Origin of the sequence: Candidatus Erwinia haradaeae (assembly GCF_900698965.1) — a bacterium.
GTDB classification, from domain to species: Bacteria; Pseudomonadota; Gammaproteobacteria; order Enterobacterales; family Enterobacteriaceae; genus Erwinia_E; species Erwinia_E haradaeae_A.
Genome location: NZ_LR217725.1, coordinates 195,698 through 215,990, shown reverse-complemented (window position 1 = coordinate 215,990; position 20,293 = coordinate 195,698). Strand labels below are relative to the sequence as shown.

Here is a 20,293-nt window from a genome sequence, read left to right as displayed (position 1 = left end):
GTCTAGATTTTATTATATACTCACTGAATGCATTATATATAATCATTATAATCACATTATATATAATCATTATAATCATGCATACAGTGAATGCGTAAAACTCAGATAACCTTTTATTTTTTATGATGTTATACGATTCGGTTCATAGAGTGCGCTTTATATAATGATTTTGAATATATTCTAATTATTTTCAATTTATACAGGGTATGCTATAGCCACATAGTTACTTAATAATGCTATATACAATGTAAAATCTTGAATATTTCACACTCTTGGATAAAATCAAATGACTTTAAATCTTAACTCTATTATCTATAATAATAACTTTACTCTATTATCTATAATAATAAAATTATGAGCAGCATAAGAGATAAGCTAAATTTGTTACATAGGTCATGGTAAAATTCACCACTATAGTGGTATAAAGATCATTAAGGTATGAAACCAGCTGTATAAGCATATTGCTATAAAATGAGTCTCATGCACTATTAAATTGCAATTTAATACCTAACATTCATATATGTAAACCCTAATGACGCTATCCCACTGTATAATTTTTATTTATACCCCAGGAGAAAATCGGATGGCGCAACTTTATTTTTATTATTCAGCAATGAACGCCGGAAAATCAACAGCCTTGCTGCAATCCTCTTATAATTATCATGAAAGAGGGATGAGAACTTTAATCTATACCGCAAAGATCGATAATCGTTTTCATGTAGCTAAAGTAAGCTCACGCATTGGAATTTCATCTTCTGCTATATTATTTCATATTAAAACGAAATTTTTTCAAGACATTAACACGGCAACAGAGCATGAAACGGTTCACTGTATTTTAGTTGATGAAAGTCAATTTTTAACACGCAGGCAAGTTCAGGACTTATCTGAAGTTGTGGACATATTAAACATCCCGGTATTATGTTATGGTCTGCGCACCGATTTCCGTGGCGAGTTATTTTCTGGTAGTCAATATTTATTAGCGTGGTCAGATAAGTTAATTGAATTAAAAACAATTTGCTACTGTGGTAGAAAAGCAGGGATGGTCTTACGTGTTGATTCTCTCGGAAAACCTGTTATTCTAGGAGACCAAATACAAATAGGAGGCAATGAGAAATATATGTCAGTATGCCGCAAGCATTACTTTGAGGCGTTACAAATAGCTTCGATATAGGAGTAAAAACAACCGTCAGGGAAACGATAGCCGACTAAGAGTTTAATATATTGATTTCCTTAATATGAACAAATCATGCAGTATAATTCTAGTAATTGCACTCAAAAACTACGAAGGGACTATCATTATAGTAGTTAGACTGAGGTAGTCAGACTGCGTGATACCTAAAATCTATTAGCGATAATTCTGTTAGCGATACTTTTATTATCAATAAACATGTAATGCATATATACATGCTACAGATCTTAATTCCTACGACATATTATAGTGATAAATAAAAATTTTTATAACGTTATCCACGAGCATTATCGGAATGAAAGTCATACTTACTTAAAATACCAGATTTCTATTAGTAGATGTATAGTAGATGTAATCACTTCCTATAGTGAATGTAATCACTTCATGCATCAAATTATGATAAAAACATGATTTTGTGCAGTGCGTAAGGAGATAAAATGCTCTTTAACCCATGTTACTACATTACAATGAAAAGTATTTAAAAGTATTATAGCGGTAGTACCAGTAAACCGGAGAATAGCATTTATAACTAAGTCACTGAGTTATAAAAAGCTTTTTTGATCTTGCAAAGTATATACTTAAACACCTTTGTCTTATCTTGAAATATAGCTTTAGAGCATCATCATTAGTTTTTTAGTTCATACAGGTGCTTTAAAAAGTCATAACCGCTATTGAGGTAGAAAGAATCATGCACAAACAAGAAACTCTTAACTTCCAGTCAGAAGTCAAGCAACTATTAAAATTAATGATACATTCCATGTATTCAAATAAAGAAATTTTTTTACGTGAATTGATATCTAACGCTTCCGATGCTGCTGAAAAATTAAGATTTAAGGCACTATCTACATCAGAGCTAAACTTTGGTGATCTTCGGGTTAGGATAGAAGTTCAAAAAGACAAGCGCATTCTTGTTATTAGTGATAACGGCATTGGAATGCGACGAGATGAAGTTATTGAAAATCTAGGCACTATTGCAAAATCAGGTACTAAATCTTTTATAGCCTCACTCGGATCAGACAATGCCAAAAACAGTCAGTTAATTGGTCAGTTTGGTGTTGGTTTTTATTCTGCATTTATTGTAGCAGATAAGGTATCAGTGCGCACCCGTTCTGCAGAGTCCTCTGATAAGATAGGGGTGTTATGGGAGTCTTCCGGAGAGGGTGATTACACTATTTCTGATATTGAAAAAAACGACCGAGGTACGGAGATCATCCTTCATTTACGTGAAGGCGAAGATATGTTCCTAGATGTATGGCATATTCGTAATATCATTAGTAAATACTCCGAGCATATTTCGTTACCAGTGGAAATTCAAACACATCATGAAGAGGATGATACTGTCATATGGGAGCAGATTAATAAAGCTCAAGCGCTATGGACACGCAGCAAATCCGATATTACAGATGAAGAATACAAAGAATTTTACAAGCATTTATCTCATGATAATACTGATCCCCTTACCTGGAGTCATAATAGAGTAGAAGGAAAACAAGAATATACTAGTCTTTTATACATACCAGCTCAAGCTCCATGGGATATGTGGAATCGTGATCATAAGCACGGCCTAAAGCTATACGTGCAGCGTGTATTTATTATGGATGACGCTGAACAGTTTATGCCAAATTACTTACGTTTTATCAAAGGGGTAATTGATTCTAATGATCTACCATTAAATATTTCACGTGAAATCTTACAAAGTAACCATATTACACAAACCTTACGTCTAGCACTTATTAAACGTTCCCTTCAAATGTTAGATACCATGGCAAAAAATCATAAAGAGAAATATCAAACATTTTGGCAGCAATTTGGACGAGTTCTGAAAGAAGGACCTGCAGAAGATAGAAATAATGCAGTAACTATTGCTAAGCTTCTTCGTTTCTCTTCCACTACCTGTCCAGATTCATCGCAGACCGTATCATTAGATGATTACCTATCTCGAATGCAAAAGGAGCAGGAAAAAATTTATTTTTTAGCCGCCGATAGCTATCTTGCAGCTAAAAATAGCCCCTATCTTGAGATGTTCCATAAAAAATCCATCGAAGTTCTTTTGCTTTTTGACCGTATCGATGAGTGGATGATGAGTCATCTTACTGAATTTGAGGGAAAGAAATTCCAATCAGTCAGCACAGCTGACACTACATTAAATGCGTTGGCCGATGCTACCAGTGAAACACAAAAAGAAACCGAGAAATCTCTAGAACCGTTTATTAATCGGGTTAAAAGCTTTCTTGGAGATCGTGTTAAAGGCGTAAGCCTAACACACCGCCTATTTGATACGCCAGCAATCGTAACAACAGACGTGAATGATATATCTACGCAGATGGCAAAGTTATTTTCTGCTACAGGTCAAAACGCCCCAGCGGTAAGCTATCTATTGGAACTCAACCCTAAGCATACATTAGTGAAATTAGCAGCTGAGGTACAAAATGAAGCGCATTTTGTAGAGTGGATCGAATTATTTTTAGCTCAAGCTATCTTTGCTGCAACGGGGACACTAGAAGATCCCAATCAGTTTATCCAACGAATTAATCGTATGCTTTTAAAATCTATTAATTCAATAGAAGAGATGCCTGTGTGAAATAAATAAAGCCCCATAGATATCATTATGCTAAGATAGGAATATCTAATAGAACACCAGCCCGCAATATGCTTAGCGCGGGCTTTTCATCAAAATTACTCAAAACGTTTAAAAACGGCTTAAAAATATAAACAGGCTACTTCTAAAACAATTTTAGAATAACTAGATATATTGCATATGCCAATATAACTTGCATATGCTCATATAACAATATTTCATATCATGCAAACTTCTAAAAACTTAGACACTCTTTAGCCGTATAGGTAGGACGTCCTGTTCTTTATAATGAGCGCACATGATTGTAGTTAAATATTAAATGCTCCTTTGTCTTGACCTTGACATAGTGGTATTAGTCGTACTTCTATTACGCTCATTAAAAAACTTGATTTAGAAAGTTTCTATTGCATGTTGTTAGAAGAAATCCTTTAAATATACTACTACCTTCAGAGCCCAACCAATTGAATGCTATTTGAATGTAGTGTAGTTCTTTTTGTTCTTAATCTCATAAGAACAGCTAAATAAATTATCTTTATCGATTTATGGCTGTTACGGCATAATGTGTCATTCATAGGAAAGAATCATGCATATACTCAGGTTAAATGTTACTATCGTTTAGTATTAATTAATTTTAAGGAATATAATTTTAAGGAATATATATTAATCGCAGAGGTCTGTTAAGAACAAATTATGTTCTCATGGAAAATCAAATCACCTGAGATTACCAAATCTAGACTTACCTATAGCTAGTAATAAAATTTTCATTAGAAAATTAATAATTTTAAACGATTAATCTATAATTCACACCATTGAAAAATAATTAGCTAACAACCACTCTGTATTATTAGTTGATCTGTATCCATGCTTTGACAGGGATAGTTCTTAAACCGTGCTTGTTTAATAGAAAAACACTCTTTTTGTTAGTTGTAACACAATTATGACATTTTAAGAAGCATTAGATACTAAGATCTAATCTAAAATCAGGTAGGCCAAATACTATTTTCTTCTACTGAAGCATCAAAAAAATGACAAAGAGTTTGAATATTAGTATCGTTAAAAACGGATTTTCGCGCTGCCACTAATTTCTCTTCATATATTTTATACCGCCAGTCTAACGGGGTTAATATAGAAAACTTATCATCTTCTAAAACTATTAATTTCAAAGGAACTGTCTTAGCTTTTGTCAAACTATTATATAATGCTTGATATGCTTGAGGTGTATTAAAATGACTATGGATAGAATGAATATGCAAACAAAACCCTCGCGTAGTAACCTCCCTCCAAGAATGCAAGGCGAGTTGATAGCCAACGTCTGGTATATTTAATCTATCTAAATCAGCCGACCAAGTGTCGCGCTTCCATGATTCTTCGATTATTTTTAAGACAAACTCTGGATTGCTGATGTCCTTATACTTATGGATATCCCTCGTCAAGATATTCACTTGAAATGGTAGTTTTTTTTTTCGAATTGACTATAGATGAAGTTTTTTGATTAGAGGTAGGTATATTTTCACGCTCTTCTACTTTTAGATCTATCGCTGAATTTTCTGATGGAGTACGTTTTATTAAAAATTTATTATTGTCAGGAATGCACATAACTTTCTTATGACTAGTGGCATTTTTACTGCTATACGAGTTTTGATTGTTACTATTCTGCAAACTTTTGGAGAAGGATTCCTTTAATTTTTTTTTCTCTACACCTGTCACTAAATTTTCCAGTGCCTTAGAGGGAGATCCATGGTATAATGGGTCCTTCATGACCCTATCCGTTTTTTCTTCGTCTTGGGCTTCTTTTAGTTGAAACGCCATCGCGCGCAACAGGGTCATCTCAACCCCCATACGTTGATTAGGTGCAAATTGTAACTCTTTACGTCCTAGTAGAATAATCTGATAATACAATTGAAGATCAGTTGGAGATACTGTGCTCGCTAGTGACTTCAATCGATAATCAATAGCGCTTCTATCCTTGCTGATCACAGAAGGTAATAGCTGCATGATTGCCATACGATGTAAAAACCCAAGAATCACTATTAGCAAACCCTCCCAGTCAATGCCACGTATAGCTGCTTGATCTAATAGCTCCATGACTTTTGCACCATCAGTATGAACCAAACTCTCGATTAGAGACATCGAATATTGATCATCCAAAATGCTGAGCATATCACTGACAGCAGTAGTGGTCACTGCCCCCTTTCCTATTACGATTGCTTGATCAGTTAAACTTAGCGCGTTACGCATACTACCATCGGCTGATTGTGCTAATAGCTCTAGTGCTCTGAGCTCTGCATGAATATTTTCATCTTGAAGTATATTCTGCAATTTCATACAAATCTGATCTGTATCTAATACTGTTAAGTGTAAATGCAAACAGCGCGATACAATCGTTACTGGTAGTTTTTGCGGCTCTGTTGTGGCTAAGAGGAACTTTACATGTGGTGGTGGTTCCTCTAGAGTCTTTAATAAAGCATTAAAGCTATGACGCGACAACATATGCACTTCATCAATTAAATAAATCTTAAAACGACTCCGGGCTGGGGTATACTGCGCATTTTCTAGCAAATCTCTAATATCCTCAACTTTCGTACGTGAAGCTGCGTCAATCTCAATAAGATCTAGACAAAAGCCTTCAGCAATATCACGACACTGATTGCATACCCTACAAGGGTCAACAGTAATACTAGTCTCACAATTTAAACTCTTGGCTAATATCCGCGCAATAGTAGTCTTTCCGATACCGCTTGTGCCTGAAAATAAATAAGCATGATGTATACGCCCTAAAGATAATGCATTTTTTAATGTCAGTAATACATGCTCTTGACCAATAACATCAGTAAACACTTGTGGACGCCATTTTCTGGCTAATACTTGATAGCTCATAAAACTTTAATCATCTAGGTTGGAATATTCATTCTGTTTAAAATATATTTAACTACAGTTAAATACTAATTTATTTTTTAAAAAGAGATTGAGCGTCTTCAAAGCATACTCCAATCAAATATGTAGGAAGATTTATTCTGTAGGTAAGTTGCTATTCATCTCTAATTCTCAATGCTGGTTCAATTATTTTGTATCATATATGATACATACCTAATTTAAAACAACATATTTAACCTATCTATTCAGATACTGCATGCTATAATGATTCAACATCAATAGCAAATGCCACACGACTATACACCTGCTGTTATTTTAGTCTTATTTACTATTATTAAGTCGAAAGATTTTTATTAACATAACCTATTGACATACGCGCACACTGAAAAAACTAATGCAAAACAGGATTGTAACCATATATGGTTATTCTTTTAGGTAGAATTTCTATTAAGTACATATTGCTGCGCCACCATTTGATGAATATCAAGATAATATCTATAATGTCAGATTTAGAATTCAGATCGCTCTTATAATAAAAAGATTAATGATTCGATTAGATTGCGACTGTTAGCGCTGTCAATAGGTTGTATCATAAAGATGATACTAATGTATAAAGTGACAATGAATCAACAGCGTTTCGGGTCACATTTTATTAAAGGAGAGGCTATCATTGCCAAAATGCTATCATTAAATAAGCGCGAAATTATTAAGCGCACAGTTGTGTTTGCTAAGCCCATTTACTAGAAGTCTCTCATTGCCAGTAAGCATGATTATTGTAATCTTAGTGTTTGAGCCCTAAATCTTACAGATGCCCCTCAGGGCACATAGGAGAATATGGTAGAGTATAATCAGATTTTCAAATATGCTGTTACTAGAATAACCAGGATCCTTCCTTAAGTGAGACCGATACTATGGAGATGCTGTTTAAATACTGCCCGTTGAATCTATGTCAAGTTTTCATTAGATGATTACATCATACAATATTTATTCTCATCCCTCTTGATCTATAATGGGATGTATTTTTAATATCCAAAGATCTAAAAAATTTTTCAAACTTTTATCTCATCATATAACATGAGACTTTAAATTGTACTGACATAAAAATCTTACTTACAATTTTACTGAAAATATACTATCCAGCTAGAGATAATCCCATAAATAAAATTCCTTATATGTCTTAGAGCATACCTAAGAATATTTTTTATTTTTAGAAAAATAAAAAATACCTAAATAAAATAAAAAATACCTAAATAAAGATAAAACTCAAGAGTATACTATAACTTGAACAATATGAACCATTAATCGAACTAGTAGATAACATTGCTTTTCTTATTCACATGCATAATATATAACTCATGTATAATTATACATATTGTATTTGCGCAATGCTTCATCATTAAATACAGACAAAATACATACAAGCACTCAACGCATATTGTATTTTTGACCTACTACAAGGATCTCTGCTATTCATATACTGTTCCAAGCAATACCAATGACTAGCTGGTAACTGAAGTACTAAATATACTTATTGTGTACCTGAGTACTGTAGTGATGCTATTAATTGTAATGCGAACATAAAAAAGAAAATATACACATATTTTTTATATTTCATATGTTATTATTAACCATAAAATACGAAATATACTCTGCGGAAATCCATCAAGCGACTGATTTGTGTAAGCATTGAGCAGTAACAATACGATCACACCAAAAACCGTAATCAATATCCCTTACAAAGTAATATCATCATTCTTTATAGCAATTCTATGCGTAATAATATCTAAAATTTTGCAATAATATTCAAGACTATATTACAAAACTTTAGGACCAAATAGCAATGATATACGTTAAAAGTGATCGAATGTAGCTCAATACGCTATAAAAACTCTGTACAAACTACAATACTAATACCAAACTATGAATTCTAAACCTATACTATTAGGCCAAACACTGCTATCCTAAATTCAATAGCTAAGCTTGATAGTAAAAATATATACTGTATATGCTACAGGTAAAACTTAACAGGGCTAGATACATTATAAATGTCTCTTCAAAAAATCTAGAGTTTTACCTAAAATACTGAAGAAGATAGATGATGGCCTGTAAAATGCTGTGGCAATATTATATACGTTTTGTTAACTTTTAGATTGAGATATTTCCATGCTCAGAATCGCTAAAGAAACCCTGACATTTGACGATGTTCTTCTTATTCCAGCTCACTCTTCCGTTCTTCCAGAAACAGCTAATCTAACTACCTCACTGACTAAAACTATTCGTTTAAACATTCCCGTAATATCAGCTGCCATGGACACTGTCACTGAGTCTAGCCTGGCAATTGCCATGGCACAAGAAGGGGGGATAGGCTTTATTCATAAAAGCATGTCTATTGAAGATCAAGCAATAGAAGTCCGTAGGGTTAAAAAGTACGAGAGTGGAGTAGTAGTTAATCCGCAAACTGTATTACCGACTGCATCACTAAGAGCAGTGCAAACCTTGACTAAGCGTAATGGCTTTGCGGGTTATCCAGTAGTTAACAGTCAAAATCAATTAGATGGTATCATTACAGGCCGGGATGTACGATTTGTTACTAATCTTGATCTGCCTGTCTCTGCTGTTATGACTCCAAAAGAACGACTAGTCACCGTAAAAGAAGGCGAGTCACGCATGGTGATATTGCAAAAAATGCACGAAAAGCGTGTAGAGAAAGCATTAGTAATAGATCACCAGTTTCAATTAAGAGGCCTGATAACTGTTAAAGATTTTCAAAAAGCAGAGCGCAAACCTTATGCCTGCAAAGATAAACATGGACGCCTGCGCGTCGGAGCAGCTGTTGGCACCACCTTAGATAATGTAGAACGCATTGATGCTCTAGTATCCGCCGGCATTGATATTTTATTGATTGACTCTTCGCATGGCCACTCTGAAAGTGTTCTCCAATGTATTAGAAATACTCGTGAGAAATATCCTGATCTTCAAATTATTGGCGGTAATATAGTAACCGCTTCTGGTGCACTAGCGCTAGCTAAAGCAGGCGTTAATGCAGTTAAAGTTGGTCTTGGTCCTGGATCAATTTGCACTACCCGTGTTGTCACTGGTGTAGGTATACCTCAAATAACAGCGGTTTCAGACGCTGCAACTGCTTTAGAAGGTTCAGGCATTCCAATTATTGCTGATGGAGGTATTCGATTCTCAGGAGATATAGCTAAAGCTATTGCTGCCGGAGCAGCAGTGGTTATGCTGGGATCCATGCTAGCAGGTAGTGAAGAGTCACCAGGTGAAATTGAATTATACCAGGGGCGTTCGTTTAAATCTTACCGCGGGATGGGTTCGTTAGGAGCCATGACTAAAGGATCTTCCGATCGTTATTTTCAAAATCATAATGAGGGCAAGAAATTGGTACCGGAGGGTGTCGAAGGACGCGTGGCATACAGAGGTCACCTTAAGGAGATTATCTATCAGCAAATGGGTGGACTAAGATCTTGTATGGGTCTCACGGGTTGTGCTACTATCGAACAATTACGCACCACAGCGGTTTTTGTACGAATTAGTCAAGCAGGCATATCAGAAAGCCACTCGCATAATGTTACTATCACAAAAGAACCCCCAAATTACTACATGAGCTCCTAGTCTCGCATCTAAAATACTGCCTGATACAACTAAATAGTGATTTTTTTTTACCATACTACAACTATTCTTTGCACTTTAACTATAAAGTGCATCGCATGACCTCTAATTGACGATATTATTTTCTGGAAAATCTTTTCATGCTATCACAAAATATTTATACCGATCGTATCCTTATACTTGATTTTGGCTCACAATATACACAACTTCTCGCAAGGCGCATAAGGAGTATTGGAGTTTATTGTACATTACTGGCATGGAATGCATCAGAAAAACAGATTAGAGAATGTAACCCAAACGGAATAATTCTCTCAGGAGGGCCAGAGAGCAGTATAACTCATGATAGCCCACGTGCGGTAAACTATATATTTCATGCAGGAGTGCCAATTCTTGGTATATGCTATGGCATGCAAGTAATGGCTGTTCAGTTAGGTGGTAATGTGCAAAGCTCTAACCAGCGCGAATTCGGTTATGCACAAATTACAATCACAGGACACAGCCCGTTACTTCCTCCGCTCTTAAGTGGTACCAACACGGCTGAAAAGATACTTATGGATGTATGGATGAGCCACTCCGATCATGTTAGTAAAGTCCCATCTAATTTTATTACGATCGCCAGCACTGAAAAGTGTCCAGTGGTGATCATGGCAAATGAAAAACAACGTTTCTACGGTGTACAATTCCATCCAGAAGTAACGCATACACCAAAAGGACTAAGCTTAATAGAACAATTTGTGCGAATGATTTGTCAATGCACAGCGCTATGGACTTCAAAAAATATCATCGATGATACCACTAAACAGATAAACAATCAGATCACAAATGACAGAGTTATCCTTGGACTCTCTGGAGGTGTCGATTCCTCAGTAACAGCATTGTTATTGCACCATGCCATTGGTAATCGTTTAATATGTGTGTTTATTGATAATGGCCTTCTTCGTTTGGGGGAAGCTCAGCAGGTGATAACCATGTTTTCTAACTCCTTTGGTTTAAATATCATCCACATAGCAGCCGAAGAACGTTTTCTACAAGCTCTATCTGGTATCCAGGAACCAGAGGCTAAACGTAAAATTATTGGTCGCGTATTTATTGAGATATTTGAAGAAGAGGCAGCTAGACTTGGCAATATAAAATGGCTAGCACAGGGAACTATCTATTCTGATGTGATTGAATCTGGTATGACATCAACTGCTAAAACACGCGTGATCAAATCACATCATAATGTTGGAGGACTGCCGAAAAAGATGAGGCTGCAATTACTTGAGCCTCTAAAAACACTATTTAAAGACGAAGTACGAGAAATCGGCATGCAGTTAGGATTATCGAGCTCAATCCTACATCGACATCCATTTCCAGGCCCTGGCTTAAGTGTCCGCATATTGGGTGAGGTTACAAAAGAATACTGTAACCTTTTAAGATCCGCTGATGCTATATTGGTTGAAGAATTGCACAAAGCTAATTTGTATAATAAAGTAAGCCAAGCATTTACTGTGTTTCTTCCGATTCGCTCTGTTAGCGTTATAGGTGATAACCGCAAATACGACTGGGTCATAGCTGTTAGAGCTGTTGAAACAACTGATTTTATGACCGCTCAATGGGCAAACCTAACATATGAGTTTCTCAGCACTGTTTCTAATCGCATTATAAATGAAATTCAGGGAATATCCCGCGTTGTTTATGATATCTCTAGTAAACCACCTGCAACAATCGAATGGGAATAAAGATCGTATTCATACAGCCTAAGAAAATGGCCTGGACGTGAGTGTATGCAGTACTTATATTAATGCATGATCAAACAGAAACCCTCACATGCATTATATTGGAACTATCATATAACTTTTATATTAAATGTCTCTTACTTTAAGTAAGGTCAAAATTATACATTCTATTTTAATCCATGTGCCTTCCTTTATTTGCTTTTAATATACTTAGAAGATAGAAGCTAAAAACTACTTGAACCTACACTTACTTGTTTCAAGAGAAGTGTGGCTGAATGTATTATATATAATAGACTATCCTGAAATTTTGATACCTATTTAACATTTAACGCCTAAAGCTTATTGTCATCTTGTTTTCCGTAAATTCACGCAATATTCTAAAATAGAAAAATAAAACTCTGCCTATAATAGTAATATTCTCTTAAAGTTCTCTATAGCTAAAATAATTCAATTATTATCACCAGCCTCTTGTCTGATATAGCGATCATGTATTTGCACCAAATAATGTATTCGCGCACTCTAGTCTCTAGGAGAGACTACTATCATTGTGTAGTACCTGTTACATCAGGTACTACACATCATTTAAAATTAAAAATTAAATATAGACTATACAATCTATTTAGATATCTATACATGCATATATCTTGTTTTTTAGATCGATAAGAAGACTTGATAGACATTAGTTAATCAAACAATGATAGACATCTATTATAATTGGACTAATTATAATATCATTTCTATCCCATCAACAGATCAGAATTAGAAGCACTGCATAAAAATTATGCAGTTAAGAATATGAAAGGTTAGGAATATCCCACTAAATTATCCACTTTATCACTTTATATAGATATTAATTAGAGAATAATGTGATCCCCCGTTGTCCTAAACTCTCTATTATGAGTACCATCTGTCGTATTAGACCGTCTTATGGGAGCACTCAGCATTATCATTCGATAATCGCCTGTCCTCAAGAGCAGACAATGATGCTGTTGTAATGGTTTCAGCCACCCGCTGCAGGGCTACTACATTCTCATCTACAGCAGTGCGAATTAAAATTACACCTTGAGTATTTCGACCGATCATACTTACTTCAGACACTCGTGTACGTACTAGAGTACCCGCATCAGTAATCATCATGATCTGATCTCCATCCATCACTTGAACGGCCCCAATCACTGACCCATTTCTTTCCGATACCTTGATGGATATTACTCCTTGTGTGGCACGTGACTTAATAGGGTACTGAATATTTCTTGTGCGTTTTCCATAACCATGTTGAGTCACTGTCATAATTGCACCGTTATCTCGCGGAATAATCAAGGACACCACCCTATCGTCATTGGCTAGCTTAATACCTCGCACTCCAGAAGCCGCTCTCCCCATAGTACGAACTTCGGTTTCAGAAAAACGCACCACCTTCCCTCCAGAAGAAAATAACATAACCTCATCATGACCATTGGTGAGCGACACACCAATAAGTTCATCATCATCACGAAGATTAACAGCAAAGATACCAGCACTACGAGGTCGGCTAAATTCAGTCAATGCTGATTTTTTTACAGTTCCGCTAGCAGTGGCCATAAAGATATTCCATTCTTGAACGTACGCGTGTATAGGTAAAAGAGCAGTAATCCGCTCATTCATTGCTAAAGGTAATAAGTTAACAATTGGGCGACCACGCGCCCCACGACTCGCTTCTGGTAATTGATAAACTCTTATCCAATACAAGCGACCTCGACTAGAAAAGCATAAGATAGTATCATGTGTATTTGCCACCAACAGGCGATCAATAAAATCTTCTTCTTTAATACAGACTGCTGACTTTCCTTTTCCACCTCGTCTCTGAGCTTCATAAGAAGCTAACGGTTGATACTTAATGTATCCCTGGTATGACAAGGTCACGACTACATCTTCTTGGGTAATGAGATCTTCAGGATTTATACTGGCACTGTGTATAGCAATTTCAGTACGACGTTGGTCTCCAAATTTATCTCGAATGAATTCGAGTTCTTCACGGATGACTTCTATTAATCTTTTTGGGCTCTGTAAAACAGACATTAAATTATCAATGTAGTCTGATAAACTTATATACTCCTCAAGCAATTTTGTATGCTCTAGGCTGGTTATTTTTTGAAGCCGTAAATCTAGGATCGCCTGAACTTGATCAGCAGTTAAAGAATATCTACCAGAAGCAAGATATTTCTTTTTTTCTCGCCATATCGGATCATTGATATTAGTACCCACAGAGGCTAACATATAGGAAACACTTCCAATTTCCCAGGCATTCTCCATAAGCTTTTCTTTTGCTTTTTCTGGTGTACTTGAACCACGAATCAACTGAATCATAGATTCAATATTCGCTAACGCTAACGCTAAAGCTTCAAGAATATGAGCTCGATGACGTGCTTTTTGTAACTCAAAAACAGTACGACGTGTGATTATCTCTCGGCGATGCGACACAAAGGCTGCCACAATATCCTTGAGTGACATCAGCCTTGGTTGACCGTGATGTAACGCAACCATATTAATACAGAAAGACGTTTGCATCTGTGTTAGAGAATACAAGTTATTTAATACTACCTCACTCAGTGCATCACGTTTCACTTCTATTATAATACGCATACCTTCTTGGTCAGATTCATCACGCAAAGCACTGACTCCATCTAGTCGTTTTTCTTTAACTAATTCTGCAATTCTCTCAATAAGGTGCGCTTTATTTACTTGATATGGCAGTTCGTGTATAATGATAGTTTCTCGCCTACTTTTAGCATTCACCTCAATTCTAGCACGAGCCCGCATATAAATTTTTCCACGTCCTGTATGATAGGCTTCATGAATACCTTTATGTCCATAAATAATAGCAGAGGTGGGAAAATCTGGGCCAGGAATATACTGCATTAACGCTTCAACAGTGATACTCTCAGAGTCAAGATATGCGAGGCAACCATTAATTACCTCGGTTAGGTTATGCGGCGGAATGTTTGTTGCCATACCAACGGCAATCCCTGAAGAACCATTAATTAATAAGTTTGGGATGCGTGTTGGCATTACTTCTGGTATTTCTTCCGTGCTATCATAATTAGGCATAAAATCTACAGTTTCTTTGTCAAGATCTGCTAAAATCTCATGCGCTATTTTAGACATGCGAACTTCTGTATAACGCATCGCGGCAGCAGGGTCCCCATCAATAGAACCAAAATTTCCCTGACCATCAATTAAAGTATAACGTAACGAAAAAGACTGCGCCATACGGACAATTGTATCATATACGGCAACATCACCATGTGGGTGATATTTACCAATCACATCACCAACAATACGCGCGGATTTTTTATAGGCCCTATTCCAATCATTACCAAGAATGTGCATAGCGTACAAGATACGACGGTGCACTGGTTTTAAGCCATCACGCACATCTGGTAAAGCGCGACCAATAATAACCGACATAGCATAATCTAGATAAGAGTTTTTTAATTCTTCTGCAATATCAACCGATCTAATTTCACGGGCAAAGTCATTCATGGACGAACTTTCCTTTCTGTGTTAATTTGTTATGCAAAGATAGTGCAGTATACCACATTAGGTATAGACGAATAATCAGCGTTCCACTAATAAATCATGTGATTTTCTGTCTATTACAGCACATCATTTCTAAACACACGCTAACCCTAAAAATCTTTGCAATCAGTCAACCCTAAAATAACATTGTAAGATAAAATTCACTGTCTTCACCTTAAATGACATGGGTACCAATACAAAGATGTGATAGCATCTTTGTATGACTCTATACTTATTATAGAGTATATTTTTAATTGTAGCAGGTATTGATTACATGAAAATTAGAACTCGATTTTCTCCTAGCCCCACAGGAGACCTACACCTTGGCGGCGCGCGTACTGCCCTATATTCATGGTTATTTGCTCGTCACCATAATGGTAAATTTGTGTTGCGCATAGAAGATACTGATTTAAAGCGATCTCATCAAAGCTCGAGTGATGCCATCATAGAAGATTTGCGCTGGCTTAATCTTGATTGGGATGAAGGACCGCATTATCAGACGAGACGTTTAAATCGTTATAACGCAATTATTAAGCAAATGTTAAAAGCTAATACTGCATATAAATGCTATTGTTCAAAAAAACGACTAGATGCCCTTCGCAAAAATCAAATGGCTATTGGGCAAAAACCACACTATGATGGCTATTGTCGTGATGACAATACAAAACCGATAGATTATAACACATATGTAGTGCGCTTTAAGAACCCAGAAGAGGGCTCTGTAATCTTTTATGATAAAATCCATGGTCGTATTGAATTTAATAATCAAGAGCTAGATGATCTCATTATTCGTCGTAGTGATGGGTCTCCAACCTATAATTTTTGTGTAGTGATTGATGACTGGGACATGGATATAACCCATGTCATTCGTGGAGTAGATCACATAAATAATACTCCACGTCAAATCAACATCTTAAAAGCTATTGGCGCTACCATTCCTGTGTATGCACATGTATCCATGATATTAGATATTGATGGTAAAAAACTATCTAAGAGAAAAGGGGATTTAAGAGTAACTCAGTATCGAAATGAAGGTTATTTGCCAGAAGCATTACTTAATTATTTAGTCCGACTTGGATGGTCTCATGGTGATCGCGAGATATTTAACCTCAATGAAATGCAACAGCTATTTACATTAGAGGGACTCAGTAAATCTCCTAGTACTATGAATGTTACAAAATTAAAGTGGCTCAATCAGCACTATATTAATCATCTTGCCCCGGAATATATCAAGACCCATCTTCAATGGCAGATGAGATCTGAAAAGATTAACACCGAAAACGGTCCAAAACCAGAAGATATAGTAAAATTACTGGGTAATCGCTGTAATACATTAAAAGCAATGGCATCTACTTGTCGCTATTTCTACGAAGAATTTCAGGGATATGACGCAGGTGCAGCGAAAAAATATTTTTATAATCAAGCGGAGTCTTCTAAAAAATCACTAGAAGGTATACGTCTCAAGTTAGCTGCAATAATAAATTGGACACCAACAGAAATAGGGAATGCCATTCATGCCGCTTCTAACGAACTAGTTGGCGGTATACGTACTTTAGGGATGCCGGTGCGTATTGCTGTCACTGGATCATCAGAGTCTCCTTCCTTAGATGTTACTCTGTATACTATTGGTCAACAGCGCTGTTTATCACGTATTGATAAAGCATTAATATATATTAATAGGCAAGGCCATGGATCTTCATAAAGTATCTATATACAGAAAATACTATCCGTTCTAGAAGAACGTTATTCTAATTTATGAATAACCTACAATTCTACATTACCTATACAAAATAAACGTAATACTAAGGATTGATAATGTGATCATATATTTTATTCTCTTAATACAAGCTCACTGCGTTAGGTGGACCTAGCAGCGGGCAGTGACTTTTGAGCTCAACGTTAGATCTTAAAATAACTATTATAGTTATTGCTATACATTATCTACGCGTTTACGCTCTAAACGCACAGAAATGGGAATGCAACAGAACATTACTCTATAGAAATAACAACTGACTGTGTGATGTGCTTGTGGAGTGTTAGTTACCTGTATATTTTGATGTACTTTGTATGTAACTGAAAATTGTTCGTTTTCTAAACACAGAATAGCTCGGGGAGCTATAGTGGAAATATAGCTGGATGATTTTAGGACTTTTCCAGGTTTTTAATGTGTATAACAGATATTAAACTCTAAAAATAAACAGATTCACCTATCCACTGTTTTATGCAAAAACAGAGTTTTTTAACAAAAATCACATTCTATAGTATTGTCTTGATTACTATCTAGGTCAATTCATTAGATAAAGCCAAATTATAGCTTCTAGTAGAAGCATCATATCCACTCATCATAATCTTTTTTATACCCTTAATCTTGCATTAAATCGATTTTTTAGAGCAGCAATACATTTTGTAATAGTATTAGTGATCTCATAATCTTCAAGTGTTCGGGTGGTTGCCTGAACAATAACACTAATGGTAAAACTTTTAAAACCTGGCGCAACTTTATTTCCACGATATACATCAAATAAATTTACATCTATTATATATTTATCTCTAACTTTTTTGCATTCTCTAAGGATGTCTCCTGCCAGTATATGTTCTTCTACTACGATGGAAATATCTCGACGATTAGCTGGAAAACGCGACACAGGAAGCACATGAGGTACAATAGAATCTAAAATTCTGTTCCATATCAGCTCAAAAACTACGATTCGACCCTTCAGACCCAGATTTCGCTCTATTTCTGGATGCAAAACTCCAATGCATCCAATGTAATCTGTATTGATATACATTGCAGCACATTGACCAGGATGAAACGCAGGATTAAGTTCTCTAATAAATTTTATCTGATACAGCTTATGCTGCATATCAAAAATAGACTCTACATCTCCTTTTAAATCATAAAAATCAACCTCGGATCGCTCTAAATCCCAGTGTTCGCTGTATCGATCGCCACTAATAACACCTGAGAGCATTAACTCTTGACGAATACTATATGGTGCGCTTATGTCTGGAACAAAACGCAGACCACTTTCAAACAACCTGATACGTGACTGTTGACGATGCTGATTATATAGCACTGCTCCCAATAAACCACTAAATAATGACAATCGCATAACCGACATATCCCGTGACACTGGACGGAGCAGTCTCAAACCTTCTTGTTTTGGGTGAAGCATTGACTGAATTTTCGGATCAACAAAGCTATAAGTAATTGCCTCCTGATAACCCTTGTCAATAAGAAGCTCTTTTACTCGTTGTAGAGGAAAATCTTTTTTGCAATACTGACTCATCACTAAACTTGCTTGTACTGGCATGTTAGGGATTTGGTTGTAGCCATAGATTCGCATCACTTCTTCTACTACATCAACCTCAATAGCAATATCAAAGCGCCAACTTGGTGCGATGACTTTCCAGTGATCATGATCTTGTCTAGTTAAAATCATAAATCCTAAACGCTCTAAAATATCCGTTACTGTTTTATGAGGTATACAATGACCAATTAAACGATCTAAATTTTTACGATAGAGATTAATAATATTAGGCAATGGTAGCGCGCTATCATGCGTTATATCAATCACTGGACCAGGAGATCCACCACAAATTGTTAGTAACAGACTTGTTACACGTTCAAGAGCTTTATATTGGAGCTTTGAATCTACACCTCTCTCAAAACGAGATCCGGTATCACTATGCAATCCATAGCGACGCGCTCGTCCAACGATAGATGATGGCCTAAAAAATGCAGATTCAAGCAAGAGATCTTGTGTTTGTATTGTAACACTGGCATGCTTACTAACAGCAATACCTGCAATTGCTAGTATTTTTTCTTCATCTGCTACAACTAAAGTGTTACCGTCTAATCTAACTGTACCATTCTCTAAATGGATTACAGACTCCCCTTTTTTGGCATAACGAATACTGAGGTCACCTTGAATTTTCTCGAGGTCAAAAGTATGTATTGGTTGACCAAGTTCTAACAGAACATAATTAGTAACATCAAGCACTGGGCTCAGAGAATTAACACCACAGCGACGTAGTTTTTCCCGCATCCATAAAGGCGTACTGGCCTGGATATTCACTTTTTTTATTATCCTAGCAAGATAACGCGGACAATCCTCCGGTGTGTCAACATGAATCGAAATCAAATTCGGTACAGCAGAAAATATTGGCGTAACCTTTGATTCATATAGCGGTGTTCTGCTTATAACAGAAACATCACGTGCGATACCCATAATGCTTAGACAATCTGCACGATTCGCTGGTATACTAATTTCAATGATATGATCTTCTAGTTGCAGATACTGACGTAGATCTGTCCCTACAGAGGCATTGGTAGGTAGCTCTATAATGCCCTCTTGTTCTATAGGTATACCTAGTTTAGAAAATGAGCATAATATACCTTCCGATATCTCTCCGTGTAATTTAGTTTTTTGAATTGCACAATGACCGGGTAAAATTGCACCTACTGGTGCAACAGCAACCTTTAATCCTTGACGACAATTGACTGCACTAGAAATTACATTTAATACATTACTAGCTCCTATATCTATTGTTGTGATATATAATGTGTTGGAATGTGGATGTCGTACACATTTAACTACTTCACCGATTAAAACACGATGAAAATTAGGAGAAACTGGCTCTCTATTATTTACCTCTAAGCCAGCCATAACCATTTGATTGCAAAGTTCCAGACTATTAATGGTAGGGTTTACCCATTCTCTCAACCAGAGCTCGCTAATTTTCATT

Annotated in this window: 10 protein-coding genes; 6 read left to right on the top strand and 4 right to left on the bottom strand. The window is 36.0% G+C overall.

The features are described from left to right. The first annotated feature begins 583 nt into the window (after nt 1–583). Nucleotides 584–1,171 carry a thymidine kinase gene (locus CIPSTX3056_RS00665; RefSeq protein ID WP_072666049.1) on the top strand — a complete coding sequence of 196 codons (588 nt, stop codon included), beginning with the start codon at nt 584–586 and terminating at the stop codon, nt 1,169–1,171. A gap of 706 nt (nt 1,172–1,877) precedes the next feature. Further along, the gene (gene htpG, locus CIPSTX3056_RS00660) at nt 1,878–3,770 is read left to right on the top strand and encodes a molecular chaperone HtpG (protein WP_072666048.1); all 1,893 of its coding nucleotides are present in this window, start codon (nt 1,878–1,880) and stop codon (nt 3,768–3,770) included. A 977-nt stretch (nt 3,771–4,747) separates the two neighbouring features. Here the strand turns inward: htpG and CIPSTX3056_RS00655 are convergent. Further along, complete coding sequence (locus CIPSTX3056_RS00655; RefSeq protein ID WP_157883602.1) at nt 4,748–5,200, bottom strand: DNA polymerase III subunit gamma/tau C-terminal domain-containing protein; 453 nt, start codon at nt 5,198–5,200, stop codon at nt 4,748–4,750. Then, nucleotides 5,181–6,644 (bottom strand): DNA polymerase III subunit gamma/tau, encoded by a 1,464-nt coding sequence (dnaX, locus tag CIPSTX3056_RS00650; protein ID WP_072666046.1) that lies wholly within the window; start codon nt 6,642–6,644, stop codon nt 5,181–5,183. Before dnaX ends, CIPSTX3056_RS00655 begins: the two co-directional genes overlap by 20 nt. A 603-nt stretch (nt 6,645–7,247) precedes the next feature. Here dnaX and CIPSTX3056_RS00645 point away from each other — a divergent pair. From CIPSTX3056_RS00645 to guaA, 3 genes are all read left to right on the top strand, one after another. Next, nucleotides 7,248–7,385, top strand: a complete 138-nt coding sequence (locus tag CIPSTX3056_RS00645; RefSeq protein WP_157883601.1) for a hypothetical protein — start codon at nt 7,248–7,250, stop codon at nt 7,383–7,385. Between the two features lie 1,419 nt (nt 7,386–8,804). Beyond that, entirely contained in the window at nt 8,805–10,271 is a 1,467-nt protein-coding gene (guaB, locus tag CIPSTX3056_RS00640) for an IMP dehydrogenase (protein WP_072666045.1), read from the top strand. A gap of 137 nt (nt 10,272–10,408) precedes the next feature. After that, a complete protein-coding gene (gene guaA / locus CIPSTX3056_RS00635; protein WP_072666044.1) occupies nt 10,409–11,989 on the top strand; it encodes a glutamine-hydrolyzing GMP synthase in 1,581 nt (526 codons plus the stop codon). A 912-nt stretch (nt 11,990–12,901) separates the two neighbouring features. Here the strand turns inward: guaA and gyrA are convergent. Continuing rightward, nucleotides 12,902–15,508, bottom strand: a complete 2,607-nt coding sequence (gyrA, locus tag CIPSTX3056_RS00630; protein WP_072666043.1) for a DNA topoisomerase (ATP-hydrolyzing) subunit A — start codon at nt 15,506–15,508, stop codon at nt 12,902–12,904. Between the two features lie 310 nt (nt 15,509–15,818). On the opposite strand from gyrA, the gene gltX reads away from it, so the two are divergent. After that, nucleotides 15,819–17,246 carry a glutamate--tRNA ligase gene (gene gltX / locus CIPSTX3056_RS00625; RefSeq protein WP_072666042.1) on the top strand — a complete coding sequence of 476 codons (1,428 nt, stop codon included), beginning with the start codon at nt 15,819–15,821 and terminating at the stop codon, nt 17,244–17,246. Between the two features lie 652 nt (nt 17,247–17,898). Here gltX and pheT read toward each other — a convergent pair. Further along, nucleotides 17,899–20,292 carry a phenylalanine--tRNA ligase subunit beta gene (gene pheT, locus CIPSTX3056_RS00620; protein ID WP_072666041.1) on the bottom strand — a complete coding sequence of 798 codons (2,394 nt, stop codon included), beginning with the start codon at nt 20,290–20,292 and terminating at the stop codon, nt 17,899–17,901. Nucleotide 20,293 lies beyond the last annotated feature (1 nt).